The sequence below is a fragment of the Ulvibacterium sp. genome, assembly GCF_965248315.1.
Taxonomy (GTDB): domain Bacteria; phylum Bacteroidota; class Bacteroidia; order Flavobacteriales; family Flavobacteriaceae; genus Ulvibacterium.
This window is the reverse complement of sequence record NZ_CBDFIX010000002.1, coordinates 1,180,466-1,194,453: the sequence shown is the minus strand read 5'-3', so window position 1 is coordinate 1,194,453 and position 13,988 is coordinate 1,180,466. Positions and strand designations below refer to the sequence as shown.

Sequence of the window (13,988 nt, the reverse complement as noted above, 5' to 3'; positions counted from 1 at the left end):
TTTCCAAGGTCAGAAAAATTTTCATGATTTTATTTCATCCCATCTTCATATAATTGCACTTTTATCTACAAATAATCTCCGAAACATTGGGAAAGTATACACGAATACATTTTGCCGATTAATGATTCTAAGGAGTCCTCAAAAAGCCGAATCCCAAAGAAATTGAGGGTAAAGTAGACAATCTCAGGGTGGACAAACTTCGGGCAGGTTATCTAAAGGTTGCATCATTCCACCTCAACTCTTACTTGGAACTATATAAATCCGTTTTCTCAACAATCAGAAGAAATTCGATATTCATGAGCTACGCAAAATTTTGCACGGACTCCACACTTATATTTTGACTTAAACAATTGTGATAGGCACCTCCTCATATAAATCATTTATTCCGATGCGGTCTTAATAATGGGGTTGAAAATTATGGTTACGGAATTTTGTTATCCTTATTGAAACTTTTGGTCATTTCTTTGCAATAACCAGTTGCTATCTTCAGTGCCTCCGAACTTTACGGATGTTGGATTCCCATAACCCATCAAATTTTATTTTTGCCTACATCTGGCATCCTTAATTTTTCCCATCTTAAAGACTCAGTGCACTGAAGGAAACCATAATATATATAACGATCAATACCACACCTACAGATGCGATAATATCCCAAACCGTATAGCTGTTCTTATTCTCAGCTTTTTGTTGGCTCGTCACCGTACCAAAGGTCAGTCCCGCTAATTGTTTTTGGGATGGGGCAGGATAGAACATACTAACACCAATAGCTATGGCAATACACAAAGCAAAGAAATAGGCTCCAAACACAAGCCAATTGATATCCGCGATTGTAAAAAGGAAACTACCTTCGGCAAAACTCGATTTTAAGATTTCCAAGGTCAATTTTGAAAAACCGATGATGAATCCTCCGATGAGTGTGGCTATGGCCCCATTGGCATTAATCCGCTTGTAAAAGATTCCCAGTAAAAACACTGCTGCAATTGGAGGTGATATATAGGCCTGTACATTTTGAAGGTATTCGTACAATCCATCTGACAGTGTAGTAATAATAGGAATCCATAACAAGCCCAATCCGACCACAAAAAAAGTGGCTATACGTCCTGTCTTTACCAATTCTTCCTCTGGTTTCTCCGGTTTCAGTTTTTTGTAAATGTCCAGGGTGAATAAAGTGGAACAAGAATTAAAAACAGAGGCCAAGGAGCTCATAAGGGCGGCCAGCAACCCTGCTGCCACAAGACCTCTTAACCCTGATGGCATTAGATTACTCATTAATACAGGAAAGGCTTCATCCGGACTGTCCCAATCCAATCTCCCTTGCATTTTTAAACCCAAGGCAATAACGCCGGGAATCAAGAATAGGAATACCGGCATCAGCTTTAACAAAGCACCAAAAATACTCCCCCTGCGACCTTCCTTGATATTCTTGGCGGTCAATACACGTTGTACTATGACCTGATCAGTACACCAATACCAAATCCCAACTACGGTACTTGTAATAAAAAGGGGCAGCCAAGGATAATCGGGGTCAGAATTGGGTCGCCACATATTGAAGTAATCGGCACCAACGGTTTCTTTGAGTTCGCCCCATCCGCCAACAGCATCCAAACCCAAGAAAGTTAGAATTCCGGCACCTAATACCAGTACGATAGCCTGAATGGTTTCGGTATATACTACGGCTCGCATGCCGCCCAAAACGGTATAGAGACCTGTAAGCACCACGGTGGCCACAGCGCCTATCCAAAAGGGGATTCCCAATAAAGCGGAGACCACTACCCCACCGGCATAGATGGTTACGGAGACCTTGGTCAAAATGTAAGCGATCAACGAAACTACGGACAGCACCCATCTGGAGCGTGCATCAAATCTTTTTTCCAGGAACTCCGGCATGGTAAAGACCCCGCTCCTGGCATAGAATGGAAGAAATACCCACCCTAACATCAATACTAGCCAAGCGTGGAGTTCATAAATTAATAATGGCATCTTATCTCCTGCCCCATTACCTGCAAGACCCACCACATGCTCGGAACCTATGTTGGAGGCGAAAATGGAGGCGCCTACCATAAACCAACCGATGTTTCGACCGGCTAAAAAATAATCCTCGGTGTTCTTTTGCTTCTGCATTATGACCCACCAAGCCACTCCTAGCAAGACCATAAAATAGCCGGTAATAACGACCCAATCCAATGTATCCAATCCTTTCATAAGTTTATTCTAGTTGGTTTTCAGTATTTAATTTCATTGGCTTTCAAATTGACAGTATTACCATTTTGTAAAACGAACTTGGCACGGGAATTCATTAAGAAGAGCATGTGATGTCCCCTTGTAAATTGACCGTTACATGGGGTTAATCCCTCTTATTAATCCAAGGCATACTGACGAAACTGGTCCTTTGAAATGTCACCATACCTTCTTGCTCCCAATGTCTTTGTTATAGTTTGTGGGGGAAAAATCAAGTTCCTATAGAATGATATTCTTCAATGCGGCCAATAACATATTCACATGGTTGGCATCGGAGCTTTCACCCATTAGACCTATCCGCCATATTTTCCCTGCAAAGGGACCAAGACCTCCTCCTATTTCAATATTGTATTCCTCCAACAATCTGCTCCTTACCGTTGAATCATCTATCCCTTCAGGAATACGCACAGCGTTCAACATGGGTAGACGGTATTGCTCTTCTACCAGAAATTCAAAACCCATACCTTCTAGTCCATCCCTTAATAGCTCATGGTTTCTTTGATGACGTGCAAAGCGGTTTTCCAAACCTTCCTCAAGAACAATACGTAAGGCCTCGCGCATGGCATACATGGACGATATGGGAGCCGTATGGTGGTACGCTCTCTTGGCCCCGGCCCAGTAATTTTTAACCAAGGACAAGTCCAAAAACCAGCTTTGTACTTTGGTCTTTCGTTTGTCCAATACATCTATCGCCATTTGGCTAAAGGTAACCGGGGATAATCCAGGAGGAGCGCTCAAGCATTTTTGGCTTCCCGAGTATAGGGCATCGATACCCCATTCATCCACTTTCAACTCCGCACCACAATACGAGGTCACCGCATCTACAACGAATAAAGCTCCGGCCGCTTTCGTCAACCTGCTAATTTCCTCCAAAGGTTGTAAAACACCTGTTGATGTCTCGGCATGTACAATAGCCAATAATTTTGGGTTGCAGCTCTCCAATGCAATTTTTACGTCCTCAATTTGAATTGGTTTTCCCCAGTCCGCCTCTACTTTAATAACTTTTGCCCCACAGCGCTCAGCAATATCGGCCATCCGGTTCCCAAAAACTCCATGTATACAAATTACCGCTTCATCACCGGGCTCCAATAGATTAACCAAGCAGGTTTCCATGCCCGCACTTCCAGGAGCGGAGACTACAAAGGTCAACGGATTTTTGGTTTGTAAGGTTTCTTGGGTCATAGACTTAATGTCGTCCATCACTTTCAAAAATTCGGGATCAAGATGCCCTACCAGTGGTGTGGCCATGGCCCTCAATACCCTTGAATGTACATCACTTGGCCCTGGCCCCATGAGTACCCTTGTACTCGTTTTCATTTCATCGATTTTTCCCATTGTGATAATTTTCGTTTTTCTAAGGATGGTTTATAACGTGTTCTGAAATATATCAATTATTTTTCACGGCCCGTATGGCCTCTACAAAATGTTTGGGCTTTGCCTCCGTAAAATGGTGTATCTGGTGACGGCAACTAAATCCGCAGGCCACAATTTCGTGGTCTTTTTGTAGCTTTTTTACTTCTGGAAACAGGACTTCGTTCCCAATTTTTTGGGAAAGGTCATAATGTTCTTTCTCATAGCCAAAAGAACCGGCCATACCACAACAACCTGATGGTATTTCCCGAATCTCCTTTGCCGAATCCCTTACCAAGTTTTTCATAGCATTGGTACCGTATAATGCTTTTTGATGGCAATGTCCATGAATTGCCATAGCTTCGGATATGGGTTCAAAACGTACATTCAAACGGCCCTTTTCCAATTCATCGTTCAAGAATACATCGATCATCATTATGCCTTTTTTCAACTGTTCCGCTGTATCCGTGTTGGCAATCATATCCGGCAGGTCATCGTTTAGCGCTGAAGCACAGCTAGGTTCACAAACCACCACCTTTAATCCTTTATCTAGGAACGTTTTTAATCTGTCTATTGTTTGTTCTCCTTTCCTTTTGGCATCCCGTAAAAAACCATGGGAGATTTTAGGTCGTTGGCAACAACCCACATGGGCCAAGATAACCTCATATCCACAGGAATTCAAAAGTTTAAGGGCGGAGATCCCTACTTGTGGTTCATGATAATTCAAATAGGTGTCTGCAAAAAGTACCACTTTTTTATCGCCCTTGTTGGTTTTATGAGCGTTTTTCGCAAACCATTTGTAAAAGGGTAGTTCTGCAAAATCAGGTAGTTTCCTTCGCTTATCAAATTTTGCGGTTCGTTCTAAAATGAATCGGAAAAGCCCTGTTTTTTGAAGGGGGTTGACCATACTTGCCTTCCACCCCGATATATTCGCTGCGGCCTTTGCAGAATCACGTATAAGCTTATCCCTGAGCGAAATACCATGTTCATCATAATACATTTGTAGGCTATCGCTTTTCATCTTCGCCATATCCACATTGCTGGGACATTCGGATTTACAGGCCTTACAGGAAAGGCAAAGATCCATAACCTCATGAAGACGTTGGCTGGCCAGACCTTCTTTTCCAAATTGATTGGACATCGCCAAGCGAAGTGCATTGGCCCTACCTCTTGTTGAATGCTCTTCATCCCTTGTGGCCTTAAAACTTGGGCACATGGTTCCACCCAATATTTTTCGGCATTCCCCAACTCCGGTGCACATATGTACCGAGGCCTCAAAACCTCCCTCTACTTGATATCGATATTCCGTCTTTACGGATTGGTCTTGATAGGCCGTCCCATACCGCAAATTATGCTCTATGGTCTGTGCCTCAACAATTTTACCTGGATTCATCAGATTCTCCGGGTCGAATAGCCTTTTGATATCCAAAAAGGCTCCGTATAGGGTTTCACCAAAAAAACGTTTGTTGTAGGCGCTCCTTACCAAACCGTCCCCATGTTCACCGCTCCAGGAACCTTTGTATTTCATCACCAGTTCAAAGGTATCATCGGTAATCGCTTTCAGCCTCCGGATATCCTCTTCCAATCTAAGATCCAATATGGGGCGTACATGGATTACCCCAACACTGGCGTGTGCATACATGGCCGCCTTGGTATCGTGCCTTTCACAAATTTTTAAAACCTTATCGATATACTCCGGTAAGTGTTGGGATGGTATTCCAGCATCCTCGATAAACGCCAGAGGCTTTTTGTTTCCTTTTAGCCCCAACATCAATCCCAAACCTTTTTTACGGATGACCCACACATCTTCATAGGCCTCTCCTTCCGGGAAAAGTGGATAGGCATACCCGAATCCATTGGTCTTTAATTGTGTTATCATTTGCCGGGGCCTGTCCATGACATCTTCCAAGGTATCCCCATAGAATTCCACAATCAATATAGCTTCTGGGTTTCCATCTAAAAAGTGACAATGATGCTTCGTAGTGAGGTTCTCCCTACTAAGGCCAATAACCGTTTTATCCAATATTTCAATGGCGGAAGGGCTAAAGGGCAACATGGATTCCACCGCGGATATGGCTTCCAAAATTTCCGCAAAATGCACTACACAGACCGATCTATACTTGGGCAGGTCTACAAGGTTAAGTTTAAGCTCCAAGGTGGTTGCCAAAGTGCCTTCGCTACCGCAGATCAATTTGCTCAAGTTCCATTGGTCGGTATATACGAATTCGTCTAAATTGTATCCCCCCACTCTTCGCATTACCTTGGGAAAGCGTTCCTTGATTTCTTTGGAATGGGCATCTACCAATCTTTTGAAAGAGGTATAGATTTCCCCTTCACGATCGTTTTTCGCCGCTTTTTCATCATATCCTTCCGGTGAGCAGTTTTTTAGGTGTAAGATGGTCCCATCCGCTAGCATTACCGTAGCCTCCAAAACGTGATCCACGGTCTTACCAAACAAAATACTTTTGGTGCCCGAGGAATTGTTGCCGACCATTCCCCCAACGTTTGCCCTGCTTCCCGTAGCGGGATCCGGTGCAAAATGCAATCCGTAGGACTTTAGTTCCGCATTAAGGTTATCCCTTACCATGCCCGGTTGTACCCGTGCCCATTTTTCCGATTCATTTATTTCCAGAAGAGCGTTCATGTATTTGGAAAAGTCCAAAATCATGGATTCCCCTACGGTCTGTCCGGCCAAGCTTGTCCCAGCTCCTCTGGGAAGTATACTGATCTTATTCTTTTGTGCAATGGCAACGGCATTTTTTACATCTTCGGCATCCTTTGGCAGCACTATCGCAACGGGCTTTATTTGGTAGATACTGGCATCAGTGGCGTACATGCCCAAAGAGTAATCATCTACCAGCACTTCTCCCTTTATCGATTTGTCCAAACTACCCAAAATAGCCTTCATCCCAATAGTGTTCTTTTATCAAATAAATATAAGTCCCAATATACCAACCACCAACAAATAATATAGAGTGGGTATAATGGTCCTACGTAGAACCATGCCTTCCTTTCCAAGAAAGCCTACAGTGGCCGAAGCCGCTACTACATTGTGAATGGCAATCATGTTGCCCGCTGCCGCTCCAACTGCTTGCAGTGCCAATACTACAAAAGACGGCATTGCCAATTTAGCCGCTACTCCGAACTGGAACAGTCCGAACATAAGGTTGCTTACCGTATTGCTCCCCGCAATAAAGGCTCCCAACGCACCGATGGTAGGAGCGAACATCGGATAAATATGGCCTACGGTATCCGCAACCCATTCCGCCATCGCAATGGGCATACCGGGAATACCGGCAAGGTTTGTCCCTGAATTGATATAGATACGAACCATGGGTACTGTAAAAACGAGCACAAAACCAGCGCCTAATAACATTTTTGTGCTATCCCTGAAGGCAATCCGAACCTTGTCCCATTTCATATGGTGTAACCCAATGGTAATCACTCCCGCCAAAAGTAAAATAGTACCGGGCAAGTAGAAGGGGCTACTGGACGCCGAGATAGAGGTGCCCAAAATTTCTGGCCATACTATCTTTATATTGCCAAGCCAACCCTTTAGAGGTAGCTGAGGAAGTCTTGACAATACCAAAAGGGCCGCCATAGTAAGATAGGGAATCCATGCTTTGGCCAATGACATCTTTTTCCCGCCGTCATCATCTTTCAATTTTACTTTCAAAGTGCCGAACCAAGTAGAAGGCCAGTCCTTTTGGGAATCAAATTCCCATGTCTTTTTCGGAATCAAAAAACCCCGTTTTGCTGCAAGCACTACGATGGGGATTGCGACCAATGCCCCTAATAAAGATGGAAACTCCGGCCCTAAAAAGAGACCCGTTAGTACATAGGGAACCGTAAATGCCAGTCCCCCAAAAATGGTGAAGGGCAGTATTTGCAATCCTTCCCTCCAAGATCTGTTCTTCCCAAAAAAACGGGTCATCATACAGACCATAAGCGTTGGCATGAGCGTTCCTGTTATGCCGTGTAGGAGTACTACTTCGGAGGTAACCAGTTGTATATAATCGGAAAGTTCCAGACCGGTAGCGGCCAGTTCGGCGTCAAATTCGGAACTTTGGACACCTCCACTTATCCCAACCAAAATAGGAGTCCCCACAGCCCCAAAGGACACTGCGGTACTCTGTACCATCATCCCCAACATCACAGCGCAAAAGGCCGGAAAGCCTAACCCTACCAATAAGGGTGCTACAATTGCCGCTGGTGTACCAAATCCAGCAGCCCCTTCGATAAAGGACCCGAACAGCCATACGATGATGACCACCTGTACCCTACGATCTTTGGATATATCGGCAAAGCCTTCGCGGATTACACCCAGCGCCCTTGAATACTTAAGCAGATTTAAGAGCACGATAGCACCAAAAACAATATACAGAATGTCGAAGGTGATGAACAAGCCTTGAATCGTGGAGGCTATGATATCGATAATGGCTATATCCCAGACTAAGAAAGCGATACCGATAGTGACCAAAAACGAAATAGGCATAGCCCTTTTTGCTGGCATTCTTAATCCTACCAAAAGTATAGCGGCCGTAAGAATAGGAACGACCGCTAGAAATGCCAATAACGATGGTGACATATCCGATTCAGTATTTGTTCTACAAGTTAAACCTTTGCGATTTGTTTAAAAATAATACAAATAGGTTTGGAATTGGGAAAGTCCTTAAGATTCTTTATTGGCCCCCAAGTTCAAGACAAAGAAAACCCGACTATCTTGGACATCCATTCCATGTGCAAACCTTTGCATAAGATCGGTACTGCTATCCTTTCCACAACCCCTATTTTTACATTGAATTGATAATAAAAAATTTCTTGAAATCGACCCCGCCTTGACCGGACGGACAGGTATCCCCGAGGCAAGGCCATCGGGGAATTATACAAATTAAAACTTATTTGAATAGGGCATGAACTTCTTAAGAAACATAAAATATCTGCTCCCATTTATTGTCCTAACAATCGGGATTTCTTGTGCCCCAAAAAAAAGCTTACGTCTCCAAGAATTACAGATTGCCGTAATTGCGGATGTACATCTCCAAGATGTTTACGGAGAATTTCAGGATAGTGAATATCGTGGCATAAAAAATCCTAAAAATGGGAATTACGTACTTATCAGAACCATGGGAAGTCAATTGAAGTCTACCCGGATTTTCAACGAAAATTACTTTGCATTTTTGGCCGCCCTTGATGATGTGGTCAAAAGAGGGGTAAACTATGTATTGCTCCCTGGGGATTTCTCGGATGACGGACAGCCTATCCATCTGCGCGGACTAAAACAAATTTTGGAAGAGTATTCCGAAGACCATGGGCTTTCATTCTACTTGATCCATGGCAACCATGATGTTGTACGGCCGTTTAACCGCAAAGATGGAAAAGTAGATTTCTTGGGGGAAGGCGGCAAGCGACAACCCATTATGTCACATTCGCAAATGCACGTAGCCGATACCATCAAGGAGCATCCTGTCGTCCTCACCAGTGATATTCAAAATTTAGGGTATTACGAATGTACGAACCTCCTGGCCGATTTTGGGTTTTTTCCTAAAGCGGACTATATCTATTGGGAATCCCCATTTTCCGATTATACTTACGACACCTACAGTTTCGAAATGGCCAAAGAACAGGGGTCGCTAAAAAAAAGAAGTCTTTTGCTCCCTTCAAATGATATTCCCATTCCGGACACCAGCTATCTAGTAGAACCCATTGAAGGGCTCTGGTTGCTCGCCCTTGACGCAAATACATATTTAAAAAAAGAAAGATCGGGAAAGAAAACAGATTCTAAGGATTACCCCAATACCGGAATTGGCCACGACAATCTCCTTGAAACTAAAAAATACCTCTTGGACTGGGTGGAAAGAGTAGTTAAAACTGCAGAAAAACAAGGGAAGACACTCATTGCCTTTAGCCATTATCCCATGGTAGATTTTACAAACGGTGCTACCTCTGAAATTGATGATCTATTGGTTGGCAGCCAAATGCAATTAAGACGGGTCCCCAATAACAAAGTAGCTCAAGTACTTGCCGATGCCGGCCTAAAGCTTCACTTTGGGGGTCACATACATATAAACGATACGGGAATCACCACCACGGAAAAGGGAAATACGTTGGTGAATGTTCAAGTACCTTCCTTGGCAGCCTATAAGCCGGCCTACAAATTGCTTACCATAAGGGAAAAGGAGATTATGGAGGTGGAGACGATAACCTTGGATTCCGTTCCTAGGCTTGATGAATTTTTCAACCTATACAAACAGGAGCACACATTTTTGAGAAGTATAGGCGACCAAAATACCTGGAATAAGGCAGTTTTAACTTCAAAAAACTATCATGAGTTTATGACATGGCACTTAAGGGAACTCGTTCGATTACGCTTCCTGAAATCCGAATGGCCATCTGAATTCGCTTCCTTCCTTTTACCTATTTCCGGTAAGGAATTGCTGGTGCTCTCGCAAACAAATACCTCGGAGCCTCTTGAAGAATCGTTAATAAAAATCAAGAATAATCATACCAAAGCTTCGGATTATTGGATAAAGGCACAAGAAAGTGCCAGCCAGGCAAATCTAGATTTTAATCGGTTCATCGATTGGTCAGGATCTGATTTGGTATTCGACCTATACCGGCTTAGAAGTGCCGATGAATTGGCCTTCAATGATATTGGCCAAGAACGGCTGGACCAATACCGTCTTATTATCGAATCATTCATACAACAGGGAAAACCAATTTCGGATAATGACCCAATGCGAAGCAGCATGCTCGAGTTGCTAAAAATGTTTCAAAAATTTATGACTGGGGAGCCCTCGGATCATTTTCAAATACAGCTAAAAACCGGGAAAGTGATACCACTGAATAACAAACGAACAGATTGAATCCGGTTTACAGGACAAGACGCCGAGCTATAACGGTTGTTGGACTTCAGAAATCAAGAAGGACCTAATCCCAACCTATTCAACAATATAGAATGAAGAACCGAGCGCTAAATGGGAGTTAACTGATCTCCGATATTTTTACCGGCCTATTTTCCCGAATGGACTTAATAGCGGCGAGTCCTATTTTTAGGGATTGCAGCCCGTCGTTACCATCAACGGGCATCATGGTACCGTTGGAAAGACCCTTAATGAAATCCTTCATTTCTGTTTTATAGGCCTCCTGATAGCGTTCCAAGAAAAAATGCAAGGGCAAAGCGGCGTGTATGCCTTGATTGTTGTACAATTTATGTGAATCATGGAAATTGTTGTTGGATTGTACCATGCCTTTTGATCCAAAGACCTCTACCCGTTGATCATAGCCATAGGACGCCTCCCTACTATTATCTATTATGGCCATTGTACCATCTGAATAGGTAAGTGTAACCACGGCAGTATCAATATCTCCGGCATCCCCGATGGCCGGGTCGATCAAAACCGCACCTTTGGCATATACTTCCTCTACTTCCTTATCTACAACGAAACGGGCCATGTCAAAATCATGAATGGTCATATCCAAAAATAACCCGCCTGATTTTTCAATGTAGCTTACCGGCGGAGCACCGGGATCGCGACTGGTAATCTTGACCAAATGAGGAATCCCTACGGCTTCATTTTTCACCAATTCCTTTACCTTCCTAAATTCCTTATCAAATCTTCTGTTAAAGCCCAACATCAACTTTATTTCAGCCTCCTTGACAGTCCTTAATACTTCAGAAACCCTTGCCAATGAAAGATCCAACGGTTTTTCGCAGAAAACATGTTTTCCCGCCTTAGCCGATAGCTCCACATAATCCGCATGTGTATTGGTAGGGGAACAGATCAAAACGGCATCGATCTGGGTACCGCCCAACATTTCCTCAAAAGTGTTGGTAGTATAGGGTACGCCTTTGTCTTTTGCATATTGCAGGGAATCCTTATCCGGATCTGTGGCCGCTACGACCTCTACATCCGGTGTTTGAAGCAGATTGTCTAAATGGATTTTTCCGATTCTTCCCAATCCTGCTATGGCTAATTTTAGTGTTGTCATATGTTCTTAATTAATTACAGTCCCAATGTTTTTATGTAGTCCCTATTGGCCTGTGCACATTTTTTGGGTTCTCCCATACCTGGAAGTATGTCCTGTTCAACAACGATCCAATCCTCGTAGCGCTTGTCTTTTAAAAGTTTTACAACCGTATTGAAATCTACCGATCCTTTTCCAAGCTCGCAGAACACTCCTTTTTTTAAGGCATCGAAATAGTCCCCGTTTTCTTGGCGGGATAGCCTGGCCGCTTCAGGGTCATAGTCCTTAAAGTGAACATGCCATATCCTATCTGAATACTTCATTATTGCGTCTATCGGATTACCTCCGCCAAAGGCGTAATGTCCCATATCCAGACAGAGTCCCAATACTTCAGGGTCGGTCAAGGCCATAAGGGTATCTATCTCTTGTGGGGTCTCCACATACCCGGCACAATGGTGATGAAAAACGGTGCGTAGTCCATATTTGTCCTTTACAGTTTTGGCTACTTTTTCGGCACCTACCGCATATACTTGCCATTGTTCTTCCGAAAGTCCCATTTCCGGAGTTATCCTGCCTGCGTATTGTGTCCTATCCAGGACGGTTCCATTGTCATCGGCCAAAACAATAAATGCATTCGTATACCCCGCTCTATGCATCAATTGAGCCACTTTCAATGCGGTATCGACTCCCGCTTCATGGGTGTTTTCATCCGCCAAGGCTACCGGAACAAAGGCCCCCAGCAACTCCAACCCTCTCTTTTCAATTTCCTGGCGCAAGAGATTCGGATCTGTAGGCATATATCCCCAGTCGCCAAGTTCCGTACCCATATAGCCCGTCTCCTTTATTTCGTCCAAAACTTGTTCAAATCCGATCTCTTCAGATTTTTCCTCCAGGTCAAATTCCAGGGCGCCCCAAGAACAAGGGGCATTTGCTATTTTAATCATCCTCTTTTTAAAATTTACGCGACCATATATTGGGCCATCGCTCTATAATTACTTTGGTTTGGGTGAAAAACTCAATGGCATGTTTTCCCTGTCCATGGAGATCTCCAAAAAAACTATCCTTCCAACCGCTAAAAGGGAATTGTGCCATTGGGGCCGCTACTCCAATGTTAATACCAATATTGCCCGCATCCGCCTCGTTTCTGAACCTTCTTGCATTTGCACCACTTCCGGTAAACAGGCAGGCCATATTACCATAGTTTCCACTATTGACAAACGATAAAGCTTCGTCTATAGTCGCCATAGAAATAAGGCTCATTACAGGACCAAAGATTTCTGTTCTTATCAGTTCCTTGTCCAACGCCACATTTTCCAGAATGGTGGGCGTAATAAAATTCCCTTTTTCATATCCGGAAATCGAGGCATTTCTACCGTCAAGAAGCACTTGGGCCCCTTCATCTATTCCCTTTTGAATCAATCCTTCTATTCTCGTTTTACTCTCCGGGGTAATCACAGGACCCATATTTATCCCATCCTCCCAGCCGTAACCGGTAGTCCTAGCTTTTACGGTTTCGTAAAGGGCATCCTTTATCTCTCGCCGCTTGTCATCTACCGTGATTATCGTGGAGGCCGCCAAACACCGCTGCCCTGCACAGCCATACACAGAGTCTGCAATAATTTTTGTAGACATCTCAATATCCGAATCGGGCAATATGACCACAGGGTTTTTTGCTCCTCCTTGGGCCTGTACCCTTTTCCCGTTGGCCGTTCCCTTGGAATAAATATATCGGGCTACCGGTGTACTACCTACAAAACTAATGGCCTTGATCTGTGGATGCTCTAAAATGGCATCTACGGAATCCTTTCCGCCATGAACCAGATTAACCAAGCCCTTGGGAACATCCAATTGATCGATGAACTCAAAGATCTTCATCATGGTCAAGGGCACTTTTTCGGAGGGTTTTACGATAAAGGCATTCCCGGTCGCAATCGCATAAGGCAAAAACCAGAATACGATCATACTTGGAAAATTAAAGGGCGTAATACAGGCCGTAACGCCCAAGGGCTGACGAATCATCATCTCGTCTATTCCCGTGGCAATATCCTCAATAACATCACCGGCCATGAGCATGGGCGTACCACAGGCTACCTCAACATTCTCAATAGCCCTTTGTATTTCTCCAAAAGATTCCGCCTTGGTCTTGCCCGACTCGTTGGTAATGATCTCTGCCAAAACCTCCGAGTTTTCCTCGAGCAACGATTTTAAATGATATAGCGCTTGAACCCTTTTCATTACGGGCACCTTGCTCCATTCCCTATATGCCTTTTGTGCAGCAATTACAGCTTCGGCCACATCATTTTTCGTGTCCGGACCATACGGCACTTTTGCTAAAACCTGCTGATCCGCAGGGTTTACTACATCAATCGTTTCCTTGGAGGTACTACTTTGCCAATTGCTATTTATATAATTCTTTAAAATGCTCATTTTTT

At 43.8% G+C, this 13,988-nt stretch carries 8 protein-coding genes; 1 reads left to right on the top strand and 7 read right to left on the bottom strand.

Going from position 1 to position 13,988, the window contains the following annotated elements:
• Positions 1-576: 576 nt before the first annotated feature.
• From ACP2AF_RS06560 to ACP2AF_RS06545, 4 genes are all read right to left on the bottom strand, one after another.
• Positions 577-2,202, bottom strand: a complete 1,626-nt coding sequence (locus ACP2AF_RS06560) for a sodium:solute symporter (protein ID WP_425235436.1) — start codon at positions 2,200-2,202, stop codon at positions 577-579.
• Between the two features lie 255 nt (positions 2,203-2,457).
• Positions 2,458-3,573, bottom strand: coding sequence for a pyridoxal-phosphate-dependent aminotransferase family protein (locus ACP2AF_RS06555; RefSeq protein WP_425235435.1), 1,116 nt, complete (start codon positions 3,571-3,573; stop codon positions 2,458-2,460).
• Between the two features lie 52 nt (positions 3,574-3,625).
• Positions 3,626-6,496, bottom strand: a complete 2,871-nt coding sequence (locus tag ACP2AF_RS06550) for an FAD-binding and (Fe-S)-binding domain-containing protein (protein ID WP_425235434.1) — start codon at positions 6,494-6,496, stop codon at positions 3,626-3,628.
• A gap of 18 nt (positions 6,497-6,514) precedes the next feature.
• Positions 6,515-8,176 carry an L-lactate permease gene (locus ACP2AF_RS06545; protein ID WP_425235433.1) on the bottom strand — a complete coding sequence of 554 codons (1,662 nt, stop codon included), beginning with the start codon at positions 8,174-8,176 and terminating at the stop codon, positions 6,515-6,517.
• Positions 8,177-8,501: 325 nt separating this feature from the next.
• Between ACP2AF_RS06545 and ACP2AF_RS06540 the strand changes: the two genes are divergently transcribed.
• Positions 8,502-10,454 (top strand): metallophosphoesterase family protein, encoded by a 1,953-nt coding sequence (locus ACP2AF_RS06540; RefSeq protein ID WP_425235432.1) that lies wholly within the window; start codon positions 8,502-8,504, stop codon positions 10,452-10,454.
• Positions 10,455-10,572: 118 nt separating this feature from the next.
• On the opposite strand, the gene iolG is transcribed toward ACP2AF_RS06540, so the two are convergent.
• From iolG to ACP2AF_RS06525, 3 genes are read right to left on the bottom strand one after another with little or no spacing between them, the layout of a single operon-like run.
• A complete protein-coding gene (iolG, locus tag ACP2AF_RS06535) occupies positions 10,573-11,580 on the bottom strand; it encodes an inositol 2-dehydrogenase (RefSeq protein ID WP_425235431.1) in 1,008 nt (335 codons plus the stop codon).
• Positions 11,581-11,594: 14 nt separating this feature from the next.
• A complete protein-coding gene (locus tag ACP2AF_RS06530) occupies positions 11,595-12,500 on the bottom strand; it encodes a sugar phosphate isomerase/epimerase family protein (RefSeq protein WP_425235430.1) in 906 nt (301 codons plus the stop codon).
• Between the two features lie 7 nt (positions 12,501-12,507).
• The gene (locus tag ACP2AF_RS06525) at positions 12,508-13,983 is read right to left on the bottom strand and encodes a CoA-acylating methylmalonate-semialdehyde dehydrogenase (protein WP_425235429.1); all 1,476 of its coding nucleotides are present in this window, start codon (positions 13,981-13,983) and stop codon (positions 12,508-12,510) included.
• Between the last annotated feature and the right edge of the window lie 5 nt (positions 13,984-13,988).